This window comes from Crateriforma spongiae (assembly GCF_012290005.1).
In the GTDB taxonomy this organism is placed as follows: domain Bacteria; phylum Planctomycetota; class Planctomycetia; order Pirellulales; family Pirellulaceae; genus Crateriforma; species Crateriforma spongiae.
The window spans coordinates 1-22,192 of record NZ_JAAXMS010000010.1; the positions used below are offsets into that span (position 1 = coordinate 1).

General features: G+C 57.9%; 19 protein-coding genes. 12 read left to right on the forward strand and 7 right to left on the reverse strand.

Translation table 11 applies throughout. The features are described from left to right. Together HFP54_RS25345 and HFP54_RS22025 are read left to right on the forward strand one after the other, a co-directional pair. The coding region (locus HFP54_RS25345) for a hypothetical protein (RefSeq protein ID WP_206036345.1) at nt 1-298 on the forward strand (298 nt) is incomplete at its 5' end. A gap of 200 nt (nt 299-498) precedes the next feature. Further along, nucleotides 499-1,350, forward strand: coding sequence for a hypothetical protein (locus tag HFP54_RS22025; RefSeq protein WP_168566819.1), 852 nt, complete (start codon nt 499-501; stop codon nt 1,348-1,350). Nucleotides 1,351-1,471: 121 nt separating this feature from the next. Here HFP54_RS22025 and HFP54_RS22030 read toward each other — a convergent pair whose 3' ends face one another. Continuing rightward, nucleotides 1,472-2,605, reverse strand: a complete 1,134-nt coding sequence (locus HFP54_RS22030; protein WP_168566820.1) for a M24 family metallopeptidase — start codon at nt 2,603-2,605, stop codon at nt 1,472-1,474. A gap of 88 nt (nt 2,606-2,693) precedes the next feature. Further along, entirely contained in the window at nt 2,694-4,133 is a 1,440-nt protein-coding gene (locus HFP54_RS22035; RefSeq protein ID WP_168566821.1) for a GntP family permease, read from the reverse strand. 433 nt (nt 4,134-4,566) lie between these two features. On the opposite strand from HFP54_RS22035, the gene HFP54_RS22040 reads away from it, so the two are divergent. The 3 genes from HFP54_RS22040 (at nt 4,567) to sdhB (ending at nt 8,475) form a co-directional block, all read left to right on the forward strand. Continuing rightward, nucleotides 4,567-5,481, forward strand: a complete 915-nt coding sequence (locus HFP54_RS22040; RefSeq protein ID WP_197136643.1) for a succinate dehydrogenase cytochrome b558 subunit — start codon at nt 4,567-4,569, stop codon at nt 5,479-5,481. Between the two features lie 90 nt (nt 5,482-5,571). Beyond that, the gene (gene sdhA, locus HFP54_RS22045) at nt 5,572-7,548 is read left to right on the forward strand and encodes a succinate dehydrogenase flavoprotein subunit (RefSeq protein ID WP_168566822.1); all 1,977 of its coding nucleotides are present in this window, start codon (nt 5,572-5,574) and stop codon (nt 7,546-7,548) included. Between the two features lie 72 nt (nt 7,549-7,620). Further along, nucleotides 7,621-8,475, forward strand: coding sequence for a succinate dehydrogenase iron-sulfur subunit (gene sdhB / locus HFP54_RS22050; protein ID WP_168566823.1), 855 nt, complete (start codon nt 7,621-7,623; stop codon nt 8,473-8,475). Between the two features lie 169 nt (nt 8,476-8,644). On the opposite strand, the gene HFP54_RS22055 is transcribed toward sdhB, so the two are convergent. The 4 genes from HFP54_RS22055 to HFP54_RS22070 all read right to left on the reverse strand — a co-directional run bounded on the left by HFP54_RS22055 (nt 8,645) and on the right by HFP54_RS22070 (nt 13,537). After that, complete coding sequence (locus HFP54_RS22055; RefSeq protein WP_145299782.1) at nt 8,645-9,097, reverse strand: response regulator; 453 nt, start codon at nt 9,095-9,097, stop codon at nt 8,645-8,647. Nucleotides 9,098-9,288: 191 nt separating this feature from the next. Next, nucleotides 9,289-9,768, reverse strand: coding sequence for a hypothetical protein (locus HFP54_RS22060; RefSeq protein ID WP_145299785.1), 480 nt, complete (start codon nt 9,766-9,768; stop codon nt 9,289-9,291). A gap of 285 nt (nt 9,769-10,053) precedes the next feature. Continuing rightward, nucleotides 10,054-10,980, reverse strand: coding sequence for a glycosyltransferase family 2 protein (locus HFP54_RS22065; RefSeq protein ID WP_168566824.1), 927 nt, complete (start codon nt 10,978-10,980; stop codon nt 10,054-10,056). A gap of 1,009 nt (nt 10,981-11,989) precedes the next feature. Beyond that, complete coding sequence (locus tag HFP54_RS22070) at nt 11,990-13,537, reverse strand: alpha/beta hydrolase-fold protein (protein WP_168566825.1); 1,548 nt, start codon at nt 13,535-13,537, stop codon at nt 11,990-11,992. A gap of 222 nt (nt 13,538-13,759) precedes the next feature. Here HFP54_RS22070 and HFP54_RS22075 point away from each other — a divergent pair, with 222 nt between their 5' ends. From HFP54_RS22075 to HFP54_RS22105, 7 genes are all read left to right on the forward strand, one after another. Continuing rightward, on the forward strand, nt 13,760-14,530 hold the full coding sequence (locus HFP54_RS22075) for a rhomboid family intramembrane serine protease (RefSeq protein ID WP_146413003.1): 771 nt from the start codon (nt 13,760-13,762) through the stop codon (nt 14,528-14,530). Nucleotides 14,531-14,772: 242 nt separating this feature from the next. Next, nucleotides 14,773-15,090 (forward strand): co-chaperone GroES, encoded by a 318-nt coding sequence (locus HFP54_RS22080; protein ID WP_145299794.1) that lies wholly within the window; start codon nt 14,773-14,775, stop codon nt 15,088-15,090. A gap of 95 nt (nt 15,091-15,185) precedes the next feature. Continuing rightward, nucleotides 15,186-16,802, forward strand: coding sequence for a chaperonin GroEL (gene groL, locus HFP54_RS22085; RefSeq protein WP_168566826.1), 1,617 nt, complete (start codon nt 15,186-15,188; stop codon nt 16,800-16,802). Between the two features lie 247 nt (nt 16,803-17,049). Then, nucleotides 17,050-17,700, forward strand: coding sequence for an RNA polymerase sigma factor (locus HFP54_RS22090; protein ID WP_168566827.1), 651 nt, complete (start codon nt 17,050-17,052; stop codon nt 17,698-17,700). Nucleotides 17,701-17,713: 13 nt separating this feature from the next. Continuing rightward, on the forward strand, nt 17,714-18,073 hold the full coding sequence (locus tag HFP54_RS22095; protein ID WP_168566828.1) for a hypothetical protein: 360 nt from the start codon (nt 17,714-17,716) through the stop codon (nt 18,071-18,073). A 168-nt stretch (nt 18,074-18,241) separates the two neighbouring features. Continuing rightward, nucleotides 18,242-19,093, forward strand: coding sequence for a spondin domain-containing protein (locus HFP54_RS22100; protein ID WP_168566829.1), 852 nt, complete (start codon nt 18,242-18,244; stop codon nt 19,091-19,093). 202 nt (nt 19,094-19,295) lie between these two features. Then, complete coding sequence (locus tag HFP54_RS22105; RefSeq protein ID WP_168566830.1) at nt 19,296-21,011, forward strand: glycoside hydrolase family protein; 1,716 nt, start codon at nt 19,296-19,298, stop codon at nt 21,009-21,011. A gap of 29 nt (nt 21,012-21,040) precedes the next feature. On the opposite strand, the gene HFP54_RS22110 is transcribed toward HFP54_RS22105, so the two are convergent. Further along, nucleotides 21,041-22,177: a leucine-rich repeat domain-containing protein gene (locus HFP54_RS22110; RefSeq protein WP_168566831.1), complete on the reverse strand. Its 1,137-nt coding sequence runs from the start codon at nt 22,175-22,177 to the stop codon at nt 21,041-21,043. Nucleotides 22,178-22,192: the final 15 nt, after the last annotated feature.

A 22,192-nucleotide genomic window follows, 5' to 3' on the forward strand; every position in this document is an offset into this window, starting at 1 on the left:
CTACAGTCCCTTTTATTACTGCCCGGAAGACACTGTCGAACACGAAGTCAATGATCGCGACTTTACCACCACCGAAGAACGAGACTACGACGGTGGTCCCGAAATCAATTGGGGCGATGACTACGCCCCGGTTCCAGGTACGACAACTTGGTGCGATCGTTGGTGGGATTGCGATTACAGTTCGCGATGCACTGCGGCAACAAACTACAAATGTCAAGTCGATTTTGGATCGGGTGCCCACTTCCTTAGTCAAGTTCAAGATCATACTGTGATCGGACGCTGCCCCGACGACCAGTGACGTCCCTGAAAACCGTACCTCGCCGCACCGGTCTTCTATGCAATTCGATACGCATAGGTACTTTTCCTGAGGAACGATCAATGTTTATTATAGTTAGGGCATCTCGCGTCTTTTTATACGGATCCGCTTTTGGATTGTTGCTCTTCGCATGCCCGATGGTCCGGTCGGCAGATAATAGGGCCAACGAGTTGATTGGATACATGGATGCGTCGACAGCGTTGTTCGACGCGATTGACTCGTACGACCTGGCTTGGCGAACCGAAGAATCGGTTGAGGTGATGGGCATGCCGATCATCCCGCGAGAGAGTTTCTTGCGACTACACTATGATAAGCCGAATCGCCAACTGCTCCTTCTTTCGGTCAACTACAGCTACGATATCGAGCAACTACTTAGAGGTGTCCCTGCTGATCGTCGTGCGGAAACCTTAATGGTTTTAATTGACGGTGATCGCACTATTCGGCGTTTGGTGGGACGTCCGCCTGAAGTTCTCCCACTTTCATTCGAACAAAGATCCGAATTACGAACCATTCCCAGACTTCGTTCACTGGGGTCATTGGGGTTCTTCGCATCTGTCTTTGGCCAGGAAAACAACCGCGAAAGCTTGGTGCGGGTTACGTCGATGGCCAAAACGCTCAGTACAAAAGTGACGGATCTTGAAATCAGCTTTACCGCAAAGATCGAAAGCAAATGTGACGAAACCTATCAATGGTTTTTCTCATCTCAAGAATTGCTCCCCATCCGACACGTGGTGCGTCAAAGATGTGGCGCCAATCAAAATTGGGATGTTGTTACCCGCCAAACAATCGACTGGAGCAAACATGATGGGGCTGGCCATCTTCCTTCCAGTGTCGTGGAAGAAACGCTCGGATCGATCAGGCTACCGCGCAAAGACGGTACGAAGAAACGCTTTCCGATGGAGAAAACGTTGGTGGTCGACATGCTTTGGCGACCACTCGGTTCGATCGGCGACATTGAACAGATTGCTCAGCGTGAACAGATCACACCTAAAAGCATTGAACAACTGATTGATTGGAAACGACCAGAGGGCTGATTCGCGAAGCGTCTTTGTGATCAACGGCGTTGACACTGGAAGTGACCGAATACGCTTTTTTTCTTCGCCTGAATAGGCTCTCTGGTCCGATCAAGCCGATTTCCAGTCGAACGGCCGACCGCTAAACCGATCGCCAATCCAGGCCCTCGTTCAATTCATTTAAATTGCGAGGGCCTTCTGGCGTGACGACGACCATGTCTTCGACGCGGATGCCACCGCAACGGCGACCGTATAGACCAGGTTCGACGGTGAAGACTTCACCAGCCAACATCTCACCACCGCCGGCATCCAGCAAAATCGGTTCGTGAACGTCCAAACCGATGCCGTGTCCGGTGCCGTGCTGGATCGACGGATCATCGGTGATCGTCCCGCGGCTGGACGGATAGCCCTTTTGCAACAACACCGCTTCGCTGGCGTGATGTGCCTGGTCGGCGGTGACGCCTGGCAATAGTTTGGCGATGCAGGCCGATTTGGCTTCCAAAACCGCCGCGTGCATTTCTTTGGCCACCGGATCGATGTCGCCGTGAACGACCGTCCGCGTGCAGTCGCCCCAGTAACGGGTCGCCTCACAACGTGGAAACAAATCCACGACGATCGGCGTTCCGGTTCGCAGTGGTCCGGTGCCACTGTGGTGACAATCGGCCACCTGGGGCGCGGTCGCCACGATCGCGCCGTGGGGCATCGTGTATTGCAGTTTCAAAAACTCCACCGCGGCCAGACTGCGGACTCGTTCACTGGTCAGGACGGTGCCGTCCAGCAACAGTTGGCCTTCGGCGTCGACGGTGGCGTCGGCAATCGTTTCGCACACCATTCGCATCACCGATTCGGTGGTCGCCTGGGCCTGCGACAAGTACTCGATCTCTTGATCCGTTTTGGATCGTCGGTCGTTGACGCCAAGTTCGGGGTCGTAGTCGACCGTGACGCCGGCGGCAGTTAGGTGATGCGCAAAGATCAGCGGCAACGTTCGATCAGCGGACAAATGACCGACGCCGCGATCGCGCACCATGTTGGCCACCGCTGCGGCGGTCGCCGATTCGCGATCGGCGGGCAAGCCATCGGGGCCGGCATGATCGGCTGGGCAAGATACTTGCAAACCGGGTCGGTTCTGTCGCACGCGATCCATCTCCAGATCACGCACAATTCCGAACGCCTGGTCGCCTAGCTGCAAAAACGCGGCCGGGTCGCCCAAGGGGACTCCCAAGCGTCGGTAAAGCGTCGCGTTCTTGTCGGCAAACCCGGCGATGATGAAATCCATGGACGTCGATCCAAACGATGATGGGGAAACGAAAGCGGTCAGCGGGCAACATGCCGGCACAGACAGCGGTCACATTCGAGGTGCCGAATCAACCCGCCATGGGTAGAAAATACGCGAAGCTGACCGTCACCAGTAAGGCCGCCAAGCCCATCGCGGTGCTCATCGGCGAAATCACCTTCAGCCCCTGAGCCTCCGTCATGCCGCTCATTCGAGTGATCACCCAGAACGCGCTGTCGGTCATCCAAGAAACAGGCTTGCTGCCTGCGCCGATCGCCATCGCCAAGTAGACGGGATGAAAGGGCAACGTGCCTTCGGCGGCGAAACCCTGCATCACACCGGCTGCGGTGATCATGGCGACCGTGGCGCTACCCTGCAGGGTTCGAATCGCCACCGTGACGATGAAAGCCAACGGCAGGATCATCAGTCCCGGAACGCCTTCGGCCAATCCTGCGACGGCACCCGCGATCCCCGCCTGGCGCAGCATCGCGCCGAACGCACCACCGGCCGCGGTAATCAGGATGATCGAACCGGCGGCCGCCAAAGATGTCGCGACCAACTTGTTTTTTTCTTTGGGGTCACAGTATCGCATCAACAAAAACGACAAAGCACACCCGATCGCCAAGGCGACGTTTTTGTCACACAGGTTATCGACGAACTTGACCCAACCGCCCGTCGGCGACGACGACGACTGGGCCAGATACGCGACCGTCGAACCGGTCGCGATCAACACGACGGGCACCACGATGGGCAGCAACGCCAGCACCAGGGACGGTCGGTTGCCGGATGCATTTTCGCCCAATGCTTGTTCCGCATCCTGGCTTTCGGTCGTCGCCGTTTCCGGCAAAGGGATTTCTACGAAGCGATTGATGGTTCTTGCCGCCGCCAGTGAAAGCACGCTGGTCACACTGCCGATGCCCAGTCCGGCAAGCAGCATTGTGCCGACATCCACACCGATGATCTCCGCCACCTGAAGTGGCCCCGGGGTCGGGGGGACCAGCGAGTGGGCGATCGAACCGCCGGCCAGAATCGCCAGCAAGAACAAAACGTAGTCTTTGCCGACCTTTCGTCGCAGCGACTGGGCCAGCGGCACCATCAAGTAGAACACCGTGTCAAAAAAGACCGGCACTCCAAGCACGAACGAGCTTGCGGCCATTGCCTCCGGTGCACGCTTTGGTCCGGTCAAACGCAACATCGCATCGACGATCACCGAAGCTGCGCCCGAGGCCATCAACAGACTGCCGATCACGCCGGCCAGCGCGATCAACACGCCGACTTTACCCGCAGTTTCGCCGAACGCGTGAACCAAGCGGTCGGCGGCCGATGATTGCACAAAAGCGTCGGCCTGCTGCGACGTCATCTTGCCTTTGGCGACTTCGTTCGCCGCGTAATCCTGCAACGCGGCGGGCAACGTCAACAGCCCGACCAACCAGCCGGCCAACAGCAGCGTTAAAAAAGCATGCAGTCGAAAAAACAGAATCGCGGTCAACACCGCGACGACCGCGATCGCCACCAACCACCAAACGTGCATAAACCAATCGATCAAACGTTGAAGGACGAACCGGAAACGATGGGCCCACGCCAATCGCCTTGGTCGGCCGTTCGGCTAGCGGGCCGCGTGCGAATCCGCCCGACGTGACGAACTGCCGCGATCGGCTACGGTATCACAGCCAAGGGCAGCCCGGGGCACCGTAGCATCGACTTCGTGGGGCCGCTTCACGCCATGACGTGTCGGCAAAAGCACCACGCAGACTGTCAGATGGTTGTGGGACGCGGTGGCGCACTAGCGGCGAACATTGCGGGCTCGTACATTGGCCCTGCGTCGCCGAACGGAGCGTGTTTTCCGCGAAAAACGCGGGAAAATAAAACATCTTTCGGAGTGAAAAATCGCTTCGAAACAGGGTTCCCTCAAAGATCATCCGGCGATGCCGTTGCCGCGACCGTTGTTTTAGCGGTCGCATCGGATGAATACAGTCTTTCAACCAAACAGCAAGAACGTGTCAGACGCAGCGGTCAGCGAAGTAAGCTTTTTCGAGAAACACGAGTTTGCGATCCGCCGGATCCATTCTCTGTTGGGATTGGTACCTCTGGGCGCGTACATGTGCGTCCACTTGACGACCAACGCCAGCCTGCTGAACGGCGTGGCAACGTTCCAACGGGCCGTGTTTTTGATTCACAGCCTGGGATCCGTGTTGCCGCTGGTGGAATGGGGATTCATTTTCTTGCCCCTGCTGTTCCACGCGATCCTTGGCGTTTGGATCATCTACACCGGCAAGACCAACAGCAGCCAATACCGGTTCACCGCCAACAAGCGTTACACGTGGCAACGCTGGACCGGGATGATCGCGTTCGTGTTCCTGATGGTTCACGTTCTGCACCTCCACGGCTGGTTCCACGCCGAACCGTGGTTGGCGTTGATGCAGCCGCTGGGGTTGGCCGGATTCAAACCGTACAACGCCGCCAGCACGTTGATCATGCAGATGGACGGGTTCATCTGGCCGACTTTCTACCTGCTGGGGGTCTTGGCCACGATCTACCACTTGGCCAACGGAATCTGGACGGCCGGAATCACCTGGGGCCTGTGGATTTCGCCTCAAGCCCAAGAACGTGCCACGAAACTATGTGTGGCCTTCGGACTGGTTTTGACGGTTCTTGGTACGGGTGCCTGGTGGGCCGCCGTTTCACCGTCGGTTGAAGAAGCCAAGGAAGCCCGCGTGATCGAAGACGAGATGTACGAGGCGAACTTGAAGGGCGGTCTGGTTTACGAAAACGACGAGAAACGCATTCCCGCCGACAAGGTCTTGGGCGAACCCCACGACGCGGCCTCGGACGACGAATCGGAAGATTCCGCCGACGCCCAAGCCATGTTGCTGCCCTGATTTTGAAACGCAGCCCCCGGCGTGCCCCGCCGAGGAAAAAGCATTCACCACCCGATTTTGATTTATTGACCAAGCAAGCGAGCCGTATTCATGGCAGAGAAACGAGTTGCCGTCGTCGGTGGCGGACTGGCCGGGTTGGCCAGCGTGATGAAATTGACCGAACTGGGTGTCAAAGTCGATTTGTTCAGCCTGACGCCGGTCAAGCGTTCCCACAGCGTGTGTGCCCAGGGCGGCATCAACAGCTGTAACGATCAGACGCGTCAGTTGGGCGACAGCGAGTGGAAACACTTCGACGATACGGTGTACGGCGGTGACTTTTTGAACCACCAGCCGCCCGTCAAAGAAATGGCAATGTGGGCGCCCAAGGTCATCGATCTGATGGACCGCTTGGGGGTTCCGTTCAACCGCACCGGCGAAGGCTTCATTGATCGGCGTCGATTCGGCGGAACGCTTTACAAACGCACCGCTTTCGCCGGCGCGACCACCGGCCAGCAACTGCTGTACGCCCTGGACGAACAGGTCCGGCGTCAGGAAGCCGAGGGCATGGTGCGGAAGTACGAGTTCTGGGATTTCCTGCGTCCGATTTTGGACGAACAAGGCAATTGCCGTGGGATCGTCGCCCAAGACATGGTGTCGATGGAAATCCGCAGCTTCCCCGCCGACGCGGCGGTGATGGCAACCGGCGGTTGCGGACTGGTTTATGGCCGCAGCACGATGAGCGTTTTCTGCAACGGCAGTGCCGCCAGCCGCTGTTTCCAAGCAGGTGCGAAATACGCCAATGGCGAATTCATTCAGGTCCACCCGACGGCGATCCCCGGTGCCGACAAGCTGCGTTTGATGAGCGAATCGGCCCGCGGCGAAGGCGGCCGCGTGTGGGTGCCGCGAAAAGCCCAAGACCCGCGTGCCCCGCAAGAAATCCCTGATTCGGATCGATATTACTTCCTGGAAGAGCGTTATCCGGAATATGGCAACTTGGTGCCACGTGACATCGCGACGCGTGAAATCTTTGACATCTGCGTCAACGAAGGACTCAGCGTCGAAGACGATCGGATGTGCGTCTACTTGGATTTGACCCACATTCCGGCCGCGGAATTGGATCGCAAGCTGGGCGGTATTCTGGAAATCTACGAAAAATTCCAGGGCGTCGACCCGCGGGTCGAACCCATGAAGATTTTCCCTGCTGTTCACTACAGCATGGGCGGATTGTGGGCCGATTACGTCAAGAGCAGCGATGGCGGTCTGGAACCGGGCGCCCCGGAAAACCACATGACCAACATTCCCGGTTTGTATGCGATCGGCGAATGCGATTACCACTATCACGGTGGAAATCGTCTGGGTGCCAATTCGTTACTTTCGTGCATCTTTACCGGTTTGTTTACTGGGCCGTCGATCGTCAACTACATCGATTCGCAGCCGCACGACGCGGTCTCCCAAGAACTGTTGGATTCTGCACGTCAGGCTGAAATCGATCGTCACCAACACTTGCTGACCGGAAACGAAGGCAGCGAGGAAAACCCATACCTGATTCACCAGGAACTGGGTGACCTGATGACGCGTGTGGCGACCGTGGTTCGCAAGAATGACCAGTTGACCGAAGCTTTGGTCAAGGTCGACGAACTGCACAAACGTGCGATGAAGGTCAACCTGTCAGACACCGGCGGATGGACCAACCAAAACGTGCTGTTCGCCAAAGCCCTGCAGGACATGTTCCCGCTGGCCAAATGCATCCTGAAGGGTGCACTGCAACGTGACGAATGCCGCGGTGCCCACTACAAACCTGAATTCCAAAAACCACCGCTGACCGCCGAAGACCCGGCCGAACGTCGCCGGCAAGCCGAAGCGTGGTGTGACGAATTCGAAGCCAACAACGAACGTTACTTGAAGAGTACGATCGCGACTTGGAACGCCGACACAATGCAACCCGACTTGACTTACGAAGACGTCGACACGTCATCGATCCCGCCGCGGCCTCGGCTGTACGGCTTGGTCGGTGCGGACATCATCGAAGAAGTCTGGCAGGAACGTGCCAAGGCGAAAGCCGAAGCGGGTCAGTACGCCACGACCTGATTCGACAACCGACTTCAGTTCAACTTATTCATCTCAGTCAGTCACTCGTTTATATCGTTTCAGGATCGCCGGATGATCGCCCAGGAACCGACGCTGAAAAATCGACCGGAATTCATCAACGTCCGTATCAAACGTCAAAACGGACCCGGGCAGGAACCGTACTGGGAACTGCACAAGATCAAGTACGAACCGGAAATGAACGTGATCAGCGTTCTGCAACGGATCGCCGCCCAGGCGACGACTGTTGACGGTAAACACGTCACCCCGGTGACATGGGACTGTGGATGCTTGGAAGAAGTCTGTGGCGCCTGCACGATGGTCGTCAACGGACGTGTCCGGCAAAGCTGTAGTGCCTTGGTCGATCGGTTGCTGTCCGATAACCCGGACGAAATCGTCTTGGAACCGATGTCCAAGTTCCCCGTCATTCGCGACCTGATGGTCGATCGGGAACGACTGTTCCGCGGGCTGCAACGCGTCAAAGGTTGGGTGCCGGTCGACAGCTATTACGACATGGGGCCGGGTGAACGCCAACTGCGCGACACCCAGGAACAGAACTATCCGCTCAGCCAGTGCATGAGCTGCGGATGTTGCCTGGAAGCATGCCCGCAGTTCTTGAAGATCGAAGTGCCACGCAAGGAAGGCGAAACCGACGAGCAGTACGAAGCACGCAAGTACGCCGAGTACGACAAGGGATTCGTCGGTGCGAATGCGATTTCACAGGTGATGTTGTTCAACAACCACCCGACCGGAAAAGCACTTGCCAAGGAACGCTTGGACGCATTGACCGGGCCGGGCGGTATCGCGGCTTGTGGAAACGCACAAAACTGCGTCGCGGTTTGTCCGAAAGAAATCCCGCTGACCACGTCGATCGCGCGTGCCGGACGTGCGACCACGGTCCACGCGATCAAGAAGTGGTTCGAGCGCTAATTGCTGACCACGGGCGACGTGAATCAATAGACCGGCCGATTCCCAGGCGGCTTCATCCAGAAAACGGGTGAAGCCGGTCACGGAAATTCGCCGGTCTTTTTTTGCGCACCGGTGGTTGGGCAACGCCGTTTGGAAAACGGCGTCAACAAAGCCTCTGAACGGTATCGACCTAGACCGACGCCAGTGTCGGCGTGCTGTGGACCATCAATGTCTTTTGATTGCGGACCACTCGCAGGAACTCGGCTTCGCTGACCGGCTTGGCGATGTAATCGTTGACCTGCAATTCTTCGCAGCGTGCTTTCAGCGCCGGATCGTCGGCAGCGGTCAACACGACAGTGGTCAGCCCCAGTCGGTTCTTGGGAATCTCCGGCAACATTTCCAAAATGTCGATGCCGGTCCCATCGGGCAGCATCATGTCCAGCAGCAACAGATCGGGAGTGGGGGCCCGTGCGAAAACACCTTCACGCCGCAGGAACTTCATCGTTTCCGCCACGTTGCGGCATAAGGTCACACGATGGTGAACACCGCTGCTGCGAAGGGCGTGAATCGTGACGCGGGCATCCATCAAGCCGTCTTCGACCAGCAGGATCTCCATCGGCTTGGTTCGTGAATCACCCAACATGTTCGGCCTCTTCAATTTCGGATTCCTCTGACAGATTGCATGTTAAGGCGAATCGCAATGCGGCGAAAACAGCGGAAATTCCGGCTTCGCCCGCACCCATCGGCGTCCAGCGCCGGCGAATGATGACGGACTGGCCGGGCCGGCCATTTTCAACGGTCCTTTTTCGGTCGTCACGACGACCCGCCTTCATTTTAATTACCCGCCGACGCAATCAGATCGGCTTCCAGTTGTTCGTGTTGCCGCAGCCGAGCGTCAAAGGCTTCCACGGCGGCGATCAGCCCCCGAAACCCCTCGATGCCGACACCACGGTACTGCAGTTCCTCCGCCTGTTCGGCCAACTCGCTAAGCCGCAGGTACAGTTGGCAATGCTGGTCATGGGCCAGCGACGTCTTTTGAAAGTGTTCCGGATCGGTCAGCATCCGCACCGAACTGCCGACCGGGATTTCGACAAACCCGTACGCCTCCTCCAGCGCAAACTGCATCGACAATTGGTCACGCAGCGTGTCCAGCAGCCGCGTCAACGATCGGACCGTGGCCGCGGATCCGTCCTCCGTTTCGCACGTCTGCCGCAGTTGGTGGATGGTTTGCCACAGATCAGGATTGCTGTCCTTGATTTCCTGAAGGAACGCGGGATTCACCACCAGCGTCCGTTTTTCGGTCATCGTCGCCATGGTCGTTCGCTTCCTCCTGATGGATGGGAACACAGCGTTGGGAAATGGCTGCGGTCAGTGATCAGAATACCGCAACGGACGGCACGAGACGCATCGCGGCCTCGGCACGTTTTTGCATTCCCTGCGCTGCCGTAGAGAAGACTTTCATCAGACGTCAGTGGGCGTCCGCCGTCAAGTTTTTTCTGCCGCCAGGCTTTCCGCCCACACCACAAGTTTCGGCCGCCACTTGGAGCGATCCCGCCCCATGAGTGCTTGTTCACTAGGATCGAATCCGATCGCCCACCGTCACACCGACCGGGTGAATAATCCGTACCAAATGATGCAGCGAATCGCGCTGACACCGTCCCGCCAGCCGATCTTTTTCCCTTCGCCGTACCAACGATGGCGATAGCGGATGGGCTTTTCGGCAAACCGCAGCCGGGCACGCGAAAACCGAGCCGTCAACTCGATTTCAATTCCGAAACGATTTTCGCCGCATGCAGCCGCGGTGCGCCGGAATACGTCTCCGCGGGCCATTTTGTAGCACGTTTCGACGTCGGTCAGACGTGGCCCGATCAGCATCCCCGACAGATTGCTCAGGAAGCGATTGACCATCTGGTGCCACCACGGCGACACCAAGCGGTCGGCCGATCCGTAGCGGGTTCCGTACACCACGTCGACCTCATCCTGCACGATCGGACGCAACAGCCGACGAAAATCCTGGGGATCGTATTCCAGGTCCGCGTCTTGGATCACAACGACGTCGCCGTCGGTGGCCGCCACGCCGGTTCGGATCGCCGCGCCTTTGCCGCGATTGACCGGATGTTCAAGAACCACCACGCGGGCGGCACAGGCCGCCGACTGGTCGCCCTCGGCTGACAGCGACGCGGCGATTTGGTGAAGCTGCTGGGCCGAATCGTCGCTGCTGCCGTCGTCGACCAAGACGATCTGCAGCGGCAACCCCGTTGCGACCAGACGATCGATCACCATCCGCACCGTTGACGCTTCGTTGTAGACCGGCACGACCACCGAAAGCGTGAATCCGTTGGGCAAGGAAAAGTAGTTCAGCGTGTCACAAAAATGATCGCCGAATTGACGTCGACACCGCTGGACGAACGACTCGGTCCACGTCTCAGCCGCGGACACGCCTGACACCAAATTGCTAGCAACACTGTCATCGCCAGTGTTCGATTCAGCTTCCGGATTCAGAATGCCACCTCTTTGAAAATGCACAGTGGAAACGTGTCGACGCGAAGCAGAAACCGTCCACCCGATCACCAAGCGAACAATGTACAAAACCTGCACGCACGCATGGGCGGTGGCGTTCCAAACCGTTGTCTTGTAGCCCAAGAAATGGCAAACGTGGTGTTCGTACGGATCTCCGGTGCATTGGCAATTTCTTCGAAAATTTCTTGGCCCATGATCGCTCGTGTTTTACCGAGCCAACGAGCCGAGTCCGATCGAATTGTACGATCGGTCGCAGCGATCGTTGTTGACATTCCAAAGGGGCAAGCGCACATTCTTCCCGTCATCGACATGGATCGTTCACGCAGCGAACGGTCGCTTCTTTTCAGCGCGGAGTCATCCTCATGCTTCTTGTCTGCGACTCGACTTTGGTTTGCATCAACCGGTCGACCCAGCTTCCCGAGGTCGCGCCAGACACCCGTTGATTTTCAACGTGCTGTTGTTTGCTGATGGCATGACGCCGCCGAAATTTTTGGCACGGTAACAACGCACTCTTGGTTCGGAAATTTTGCTTCCGGCCGATCTCTGCGAAACCATGACGCGACGCAGCGGTTGAAGGCAAAAGAGTTTTGAACCAACGTTCCGATCAAGGGAGAGGGCATGATGGAACGCGCCTGCGGATAATGCTTCCGCGGTACATGGACGTCGCTCCCTTTTTTCGGATCCGCGAACTCACGTTCCACTTTGAAAAAATTGGTTTTGAAACGTTCGGTTCGCTCCGGTGCAACACATAGTCACCACAGTTTGATCGATTGGCATCACCACTGAAATTCCCGCCTGGAATGGATGCCCAGGGTCTTCGGACCCGGAACGGCGGATGCGAGCCGGCTTTGCATGATGCAAAGTCGGCTCGTTTCATTTGACGCCGTCATTCACGCGTCTTTTCGCTTTTTTACCTGCCGATTCGCAAACGCGAATGTGCGGTGATGCGCAGCTGTCACAAACGATATTGGTTGCACCATCACCACATGGTTACTGCCTTTGCGCGGGCGTTGATTTACAGTCGCGGCTTGGGTGGTTTGACCGGCTGTGACGAATCATCGTGTCCCACCAATTGCAGGTCACGTGCGAAGACGTCGTTTCCACAAACAACAAACAAGGTTTGCATGTCTTCGCCCCCGAACGCGCAATCTCGCATCCGACCTTCGGCGACCGGACGGTTCAGGATGGCGTGAACGCGCCCCGGCTGATCAAAGATTTGAACCCCCAATTCTGTGGCGACCACCAAACGCCCTTCCCGCGTCATCGCCGCGCCGGCCGCAACGGGATCGGTCGCATCGACTGCTTGATGCAAGAATGAATACGGTTGACCGTCGACAAGTTTTCCGTCTGGATCGATTCGGTACGACCACACGTAACGTCCACCCGCATCGGTGACCAACAAGAACCGTCGATCCGGCGTCACGGCCAACCCGGCAGGCCGCGACGGACACGGACGAACGCTTGCACCGGAGCCGCCGTCGACAAACTGTGTCAACGTTCCGTTCTGTGGATCGGCTTGGTATCGAAAATCACCGACACGAATTTCGTCGCCACGCCGATCCATGTTTTGACGAATGGACTCGGGGGCTTCATCGATGCTGACCGATCGCCAGCCTTCGCCCGCAATGGTGATGTCTTTTAATTCCGGATGGGATGTGGTGTCAGTGGTGATGGGCATTTGCCAGTCGGCCCATAACCACTTCATCGCGTCAGGAAAAATCGCACTTCCGTGTTTGCCGTTATGGCCGCCTTCGCCCCACACGTTCTGGACGTCATAGCCGGCCCATTGCAGTGCGGACAACATGGTGCGGTTGGCGTTCCACCAATCACCGGCATAGATGTTCAAATCGTTGCTGCCGTCTTGCAAGAAGATCTTCAGCGGTTTCGGTTCGGTCTTTCGAATCATCGTCGGATAGTTGTGACCGCCCCGAAGCCCGACATACGTGCCGACGGTGCTGAAGACGCGGCGAAACTGATCGGGCCGATGCCAGGCAACGCCGAATGCGGCGATCGCCCCGCTGCTGCTGCCGCCGATCGCTCGAAGATTCGGATCATCGGTCAGTCGATAGTCTTTGCCGACCGCGGGCAAGATCTCGTCGACGACAAACCGGGCGTATCGATCGCTGACGGAATCGTATTCGAAACTGCGATTGAAACGATCCTGTGATTCCGCATCACCGCCCGGCACGACGCCGGGATTGATACAAATGGCGATCGTGGCGGGCATTTCGCCACGATGGATCAAATTGTCAAACACGTTGGGCAGAGCCCAGGTGCTGTTTTTGCGGACGTATTTCTGGCCATCCTGAAACACCATCACTGCCGCCGGTTCGGTGCCGTCATACTGTGATGGGACGTAAACGAAGTAGTCGCGGTGGGTGCCGGGGTAAACCTGGCTGTTGTTCCAGGTGTACGCGGTGACTTCACCGCGTGGGACGCCGTCTTGGGCAACCGCATCGGGATGCACGGGATACGATTCGGCAACTTGGGCACACAGCGGGGCAGCTGAAACCGCGGCCAGCAGCACCAAAACGCTGAACCGCGACGCAAGTTGGCGGGCCATCGTTTTCGCGGCGCACCAACGCCTCGTTGTTGGACCGGCGAAAATCGCTGGTGTGCCGGCAAGATTCGACGCGGCGGAAAGGAAAGGGTGGCGAGGCATTTTCATGGGGCGTTCCAAGAAAGCTGTTGTCGGTGTGAAATCCTGTCATGGCGATCGGCGGCGGAACGGTTCCGTGGCCGACCCCGAACCGCTTCACGCAGTGTCAACGTTAACCCAAAGCCAATGATCCCGCTTCGCGACGACATCCCCAGCCGAACCACGCCGGTGGTCAATTACGTGATCATTGCGATTTGCACGATCGCTTTTTTGGCTCAGGTCGCGTCGGTGGATTCCGGCAACACGATCGTCCAGCGGTTTGGAATGGTGCCGCTGCGTTTAAGCGAACCGAACACGGAAATCGTTGTCCCCCAAGCGGAAGTCGTCTCCACGCCCTTCGGCCCCCGCCAAGTGATCACCGAAAAAGTGTTGCCGCCGCCTGCGGTGCCGGCGTGGGCGACCATTTTGACATGCATGTTTCTGCACGGCGGCTGGATGCATTTTCTGGGGAACATGTGGTTTTTGTACATCTTCGGCGACAACGTCGAAGACCGGCTGGGTCCGCTGGGGTATGCGATTGCGTATTTGGGGACGGGAGTGGCGGCGGGGCTGGCCCACTATTTCGCGGATCCATCCAGTCCGGTGCCGACGATCGGCGCCAGCGGTGCGATCGCCGGGGTGATGGGGGCCTACGCGTTTCTGTACCCGCACGCTCGAGTGCTGGCGGTGTTGCCGATTTTCATCTTCATCCAGACGTTCGTCGTTCCGGCACCCGTGTTTTTGGGCATCTGGTTTCTGCTGCAGACCTTCAGCGGGATTGGTTCGACGATGGGGGGCCAAGCGGGCGGCGTGGCTTGGTGGGCACACGTGGGCGGGTTTGTCGCTGGCGGACTGGTTGCCTTGGTGGTTGGCCGTTCACCGCTTGCGCATGACGCGGTGACCGAGCGGCGATTTTGACGCAGACTGCCAGTCCGACCGACGGCTCGGGCGCCGAAGCCGACTGAATCGACGCAAGTCATCCACCGCAAACGACTTGCGACACAAAAAAAGGTTTCGGCACGGCACTTGCAACATTGGCGTGCGCCAGCGACCGGGCTGCCAGTACGGCGGTGCGTCGCGTCAAACCATATCGGCCCAACGAATCTTACGATTCTCAATCTCACGATTCTTCGAACCGTCATTGCAAAGGTGTCACGGAAATGGCAACTGCCACGAAATCAAAGTCCAACGTCAAGCTTCAGCCCCTCGGGGAACGCATCGTGGTGCAACGTGAAGAAAGCGAAGACGTCACCGCCGGCGGCATCGTGCTGCCCGATTCGGCCAAGGAAAAGCCGGCCCGAGGCGTGGTCATCGCCGTCGGAACCGGAAAGCTTTTGGACGACGGCAGCCGCAGCGAAAGCCAGTTGAAGGACGGCGACCGCGTTCTGTTCAGCAGCTATGCGGGTGAAAGCGTCGAAGTCGGCGACGTGGAATATCTGCTGATGCGTGAAGACGACGTCTTGGCCGTCATCGAATGATCCGGACCGCCGGACGCCACTGAACTCGATCGCGGCATCCGGTCCCCGCCGTCGGAATACCAATTCATCTTTTGAAACAAGGTTTGTAATCACTCATGTCCAAAATCATCGCCTTTGATCAGGAAGCCCGCGAAGCGATCCGCCGCGGCGTGTCCAAACTGGCTCGTACCGTCAAAGTCACCCTGGGCCCGAAAGGCCGCAACGTCATCCTGCAAAAAAGCTTTGGCAGCCCGACGGTCACCAAGGACGGCGTGACGGTCGCCAAGGAAGTCGAACTGGAAGACGTCTATGAAAACATGGGCGCTCGCATGGTTCGCGAAGTCGCCAGCAAGACCAGCGACGTCGCCGGTGACGGAACCACCACCGCCACCGTGATGGCCGAAGCGATCTTTAACGAAGGCCTGAAGGCCGTGGTCGCCGGCGTCAACCCGATCCAAATGAAAACCGGGATCGAAGCCGCGGTTGCCGACATCACCGAGCAACTGCACAAGATGGCCACCAAGGTCAAAGACCAAGATGCGATGGCCAACGTCGCAACCATCGCCAGCAACAACGACCGCGAAATCGGAAACCTGTTGGCCGACGCGATGAGCAAAGTCGGCAAAGACGGCGTGATCACCGTCGACGAAGGCAAAAGCCTGCAGACCGAACAAGAGTGGGTCGAAGGCATGCAGTTCGATCGCGGCTATCTTTCGCCGTACTTCGTCACCGACAGCAGCAGCATGGAAGCCGTCTTGGAAGACGCTTACGTGCTGATCTTTGAAAAGAAAATCAGCAACATCAAGGACATGGTTCCGTTGCTGGAAAAGGTGGTCGAAAAGGGCAAGCCTCTGTTGATCATCGCCGAAGACGTCGACGGCGAAGCTTTGGCCACATTGGTCATCAACCGCCTGCGTGGCACCTTCACCGTTGCCGCCGTCAAAGCCCCGGGCTACGGCGACCGTCGCAAGGCCATGATGGAAGACATCGCCATCCTGACCGGCGGCCAAGCGATCTTCGAAGCTTTGGGTGTCAAGCTGGAAAGCGTCGACCTGACCCACTTGGGACGTGCCAAGAAGGTCATTATCGACAAGGACAACACGACGGTCATCGAAGGTGCCGGTAAGAGCGCCGATATCAAGGCACGGATCGATCAAATCCGTCGCGAAATCGAAAACACCACCAGCGACTACGATCGTGAGAAGCTGGAAGAACGCTTGGCCAAGCTGGCCGGTGGTGTCGCCAAGGTCAACGTTGGCGCGGCGACCGAAAGCGAAATGAAGGAAAAGAAGGCTCGTGTCGAAGACGCTTTGCACGCGACCCGTGCGGCCGTCGAAGAAGGCATCCTGCCCGGTGGTGGTGTCGCTCTGTTGCGTGCCAGCAGCAAGGTCAAGCCCAGCGATCTGACCGAAGACCAAATCGTCGGCTACAACATCGTTCTGCGTGCCTGCCGCGCTCCGCTGACCATGATCGCCGAAAACGCCGGTCAAGACGGCGGCATCGTTTGCGAACGCGTACTGTCGGCTAAGGCAAACGAAGGCTACAACGCCCTGACCGATACCTACGAAGACCTGGTCAAGGCCGGCGTGATCGACCCGACCAAGGTGACTCGTACCGCACTGGGCAACGCGGCCAGCGTCGCCACCCTGTTGCTGACCAGTGACGCCTTGATCGCCGAGAAGCCGAAGGCCGCTGGCAAGGCCGGCACCGGCGGCGATCACGACATGTATTGATCCCGTCGACCCGGTCGATCAAATCACGCGATCGATCGAACCACCGACCCCCAACATCAACATGACGACTCGTCCGACCCGCTCGGACGAGTCGTTTTTTTGTTGCGATGGTCAATACGGCCGGCGAACGCCACCGCAGGCGGACCGCACCAGCGCTTGGGCATTGACGACGCGGACGGCTTGTCGCCAACCGGGGCATCAATCACCTAGGGATCCGCTGGCATCGTCGCCTCAACGACCAACCTTGATGGAAAATGCGACCAATGCCGCTGACCAGGGCCTTCACTGGTTGGCCGATCACGGCGACACGCTTTACCGATTCGCATTGCGACGGGTCAGTGATTCGGCAACTGCCGAGGACTTGGTCCAAGAGACGTTTCTGGCGGCCATTCGATGCCAAAGTCCACCGGGCGATGGCAATGATGGGGGCAGCGATTCGGGTTCAGACGGTGCCGAAGTCCGCTGCGTGCAAGCTTGGCTGATCGGAATCTTGAAACACAAGATTTGCGACCATTATCGCCGAGCACGACGCCAGAATGCCGCCGGTGATTCGGACGTCGGGCCGACCTGGACATCCATCGACACGGACACCATTGCGCCGGCGACTGACCAGCCCGATCCGTCGGCTTCGCTGGATCAGGCGGAGTTTCGCGATGCCTTGGCGGCATGCATCGAGCGGTTGCCGATTGCAATCGGCCAAGCAATCCGTTTGACTTTGGTGGGCGGATTGGATGCCGCTGAAAGCAGCGAATTGCTTGGAATTTCACGAGATGCGTTGGCGGCCCGACTGTATCGGGGACGCCTGGCGCTGCGACAATGCCTGACGCGAACCTGGTCGACCGAGACCGACGACAAGAACAATGCCGGTCGACCATTCCCCCCGGGACCATCGCGGTGACAAAGAATTCCGAATGAATCGTTCCCTCGGACAAAATCTGCGGATGGTTCTGTCGCTTCGTTGCGACGAAAACCGTCATCTGCACAACCAGCGTCTGCTGCGTCGGTTGACCGTCACCGAACGGTTCGCGATGTGGGGCCATTGGTTGGCCTGCGGCCCGTGTCGCCGGTTGATCCGTCAATTGTCCCGAATCGATCATGCGGCCCGGCGTCTGGGCGACGACTTGCAACGCAACCGTGAAGGCCAATCAACGTTGCCGTCCGAATCTTATGACCGCATCGCCCAGGCCATTCACTCGGCATCCGCCCGCTCACCTCACAGCGTCGATCCACCCCGCGAATCCGGCCAAAACAGTGGCAAGGACGAGCCCTGAAACGTCATCTTCGAAACCGGAAGATAACGAACGGGAAGATTTTTCTGATTTTGACGCAGATTCTGCGTCATCGCTGGGTTGCTGCAGCGACTACGCCCAAAACGGGATGCCGTCTGAAGACCCATCGCCGTTGATTTGGTCCTCCCTTTTCACGCTGCAGCAAACACCATGCGAATTTCTTCATTGTGCCGATCGGCGCTGGCTTTGACCCTGACTTTGGCTTGCGGAAGCTTTCACCATGCCCATGCGGCAACCATCCAAGTGACGATTGAAAACTTGGGACTGGACGGCAGCACGCACGTCACCCCGGTGTTCATCGGATTCGGCGACGGAACCTTCACACCGTTCACTCCCGGACAATCGGCGACCACCGCGATCGAACGCTTGGCCGAAGACGGCAACACCGGCCCGCTAGAATCGGCGTTTCCTTTTCCGTCGGCGAATCGCACTACGTTGGTAGAAGGTAATGGCCCGCCGACGTTCGACGCCGGCGAATCGGCGACCGCGACGTTCGATATCGATCTGAATGGTGGGACCAATCGATTGTTGCTGGCGACGATGTTGTTGCCGACCAACGACTGGTTCATCGCGACCCAGGGCAACGGTGTCGACCTGTCCGGTTTGACCGTGTCATCACCGATCAGTTTTGAACTGAACCGTTTGTACGACGCGGGAACAGAAGTCAACGACTTTGCCACGTCAGCGGCCAATGGACTGTTCGGGCTGTCCGGCGGTCAAACGGGACCCAACATTGGGACCGACGAGAACGGCGTGGTGACGTTCCTGGGTGAAATCGGCATCAACGACCGACTGGCTGATTTCGAAGGAAGTGACCCGTTCGACGGCCGTCCGGTGGATTTCAACCCGACGCTGTCACCCCTGCGGGTCACCGTGTCGGCCGTGCCGGAACCGGCAACCTGCGTGGCAGCCGGCGCTTTCGCAATCGGCGGCTTGGTGGCCCAGCGTCGTCGTCGACGCAAGGACCGATCAGCGGCCCCCCAACCGAATACCGCATCCTGATCCCACAAAGCTGAGTGATCAAACACAGCGCACCAGTCACATGCGAACAACAACGACGCAAACGTTTTGTCGCAGCATGGTCCGCTCTCGGCATCGATCGCTGGAAGTGATCAGCGGCTAGAATTGGGAAAAATTCACCGTCAGCTGGTGCAACCTGACCAGCCGACGGATCTGATTTCCCGCCGCTTTCTTGCCGCCGTTCATGATCTGCAAACCTCAGTCGTTCGTTTTCCGGTTCCGTCGTTTGGTCGCTGTCGCGATCACTTCGTTACTGTGCAGCTTCTTACTGTGCGTCTCCATCGCCACCGCCCAACATGCCGACGTTCCGCGTCCGGAATCTTGGAACGACTTGGTTCCCGGTGCGCGATTCATGGACCGATTCGAACCGATCCCGTTATTGCAACCTCGGGTCAGTGCGGGCTGGGGTGTTGATGACGTACGGCAGCGAGACGTTCAAAACGGAATCGAAGACGATTCGTTTTCCTACTGGGGTGGCAACATCCTGCAGGACGACGACGGCCGGTTCCACCTGTTTGTTTGCCGCTGGGACGAAGACCATCCAAAGGGGCACATGGCTTGGCGTGAATCGATCGTCGTCCGCGCGACGTCCGACCATCGACTGGGCCCTTACCGCGTCGCCGAGATCATCGGCCAGGGTCACAACCCCGAAGCTTACCGAACGGCCGATGGGCGAGTCGTTTGCTATGTGATCGATCGCAAGTTTGAGTGCCAGAGTTATGTCGGTCGGTCTATCACAGGCCCGTGGGAAAAGGTCACCCCGGTCTATGACACACGTGACCGAAAGATCATCGCAAACCTGTCCAACAACAGCTTCAGCCGACGAGAAGACGGTTCGTTCTTGATGGTCAATCGCGGCGGCGGTATGTGGGTCAGTCGCGATGGGCTGGCACCCTGGGAACAAATCACCCAAGGCAGCAATTACCCGAAAGTCGAAGGTCGTTTCGAAGACCCCGTGCTGTGGCGCAGTAACGTCCAATACCACATGATCGTCAACGATTGGTACGGCCGTATCGCGTACCACTTGCGCAGCAAAAATGGTGTGCACTGGAAAGTGGATCCCGGCGAAGCCTACATGCCCGGGATCGCCGTTTCACAAGACGGCCAAAGCGACGACTGGTACAAGTACGAACGGATCAAAATCTTTCAAGACGAACACGGTCGCGGCATCCAAGCCAATTTTGCCGTCATCGATTTCAGCAAGCACGATGACTTGCCCAACGACCAGCACAGTTCGAAAAACATCTCCATTCCGCTGAAGCCCGGACGCCTATTGACGCTATCCAACCCGACGGCAATCACCGACGAAACCGCGGAGGTCCGCTTGCGAATCGATGCGGAAGTAGGCTTCGACCCGATCCGTGATCTGGACCTGGAAAGCCTGCGATTCGGCGCGCCGGAAGAGGTCGACTTTGGACGTGGCGCGACGCTGATCGGTACCGAACCCGATGATCGTGGGTTGGTGTTGATCTTCGCCGGCAAAGACTGCAATTTCGAAGACCATCACTTTGCCGGCAAACTGATCGGCCGCACCCGAGATGATCAAATGACGTTCGGCTATTGCAGGCTGCCTTGGGTCACCTACATCGAACCGGTCGTCACGGCAAAGCGTCCCGAAACGATGGCCAACGATGCGGGTCAGTGGGTGCTGCGGATTCCGGTGGCCAACCACGGCCAAGTCGACGCGGCGACGTCAAAGATCTCCGTTCAATTCGACCAGACCGATCCCATCATTCTCGGTTGCCCGCCGCTGAAACCCTATCAATCTGCAAACGTTGTGGCCGCGATCCCGGACGACCTTCTCGACGGAAAGCCACACCAGATGACCATCGGCTGTGGCATCGGGATCACCCAGACCAACGTCTTCGTCGCGGACAAGGTTCGATTGCCCGCGAAATGAGTCGCCTGGTCTTGCAATCAGGGCACCCGCTATTTGACAAAGACGTCGACGCCGAATGATTCCAATTCGGCCTTGGCGTTTTGCAACGTCTTTTCGTCCAGCGGATTGCCTCCCAGATAGACCTGCAAGTAAGGCGCAAACCGTCGATCCGATTCCGCATCTTTACGGCACGCGTCAACCAGCGGCGACAAGTCTTTCACTTGGTTGCGAGACATCAGCAACATCTTCAGATCCGTCAGTCCCGCGACGGGCTTGAGCGAATCGATTTGGTTGCCGGAAAACTCCAACGTGGTCAGCCACGACAGCCCCGACACCGGACGCAAATCGCGGATCTGATTCTTGGCAACGTCCAGCGACCACAACTTGGGCAACTTGGCCACCACCGCGATGTCAGTCAGCCGATTGTCGGCCGCATACAGCGTCCGCAAATTGGACATGTTCGCGACCGGCGATAGGTCGGCGATCTTGTTACCTGAAAGGTCCAGGTATTGCATGGACGTCAAGTCTTTCAGCGAACCAATGTCGCGGATCTTGTTGTCGCTGAGCGAAACCGATTGCAGCCGCTTCAAATTTGCGATCGGCGAAAGGTCGCTGATCGCATTGTCACGCAGATCGATCAGCATCAATTCTTTGCAGTGCTGAAGCCCTTCCAGACTGGTGATCTTTTGATCGATCCCGACGACTCTTGAAATCTTGGCGACGTCGGACGCGGTGATCGGTTCGTCGTTGTAGCGTTTGGCAAACACTTCGCGGCGGACCGCGTCTTCCAAAGCTTCGTCGGCAAAGATCGACTTCACCGGTGCGGCGGCCGGCTTCTTGGCGTCGGTCTTCTTTCCTGAGTCCGCTTTCTTGGCGGCATCCGGTTTGGCTGCCGGCTTGTCGGAGTCCGGTTTCTTGTCGCCGTCTTTCTTGGCGTCTTCTTTTTCTTTCTTGTTGTTATCTTTTTTCGCGTCGTCCTTCTTCGCGTCTGCTTCTTTGGCCGGCGCAGGATCGTTTTTCTTTTCAGTCGCCTTTTCCGATCCTTCCTTCGCTTGTGCCGCCGCCGGCTTCTTCTGATCCGCCGGTGGATCGTCGGCGATCGTATTGGTCGATGTCGCGGTCCACACCAGCGTGGTCAATCCGAACAGGGCAGCAATCCGAAGATGTCGATGAAGTTCTGCGATCATGTTGTCAGTCAAATC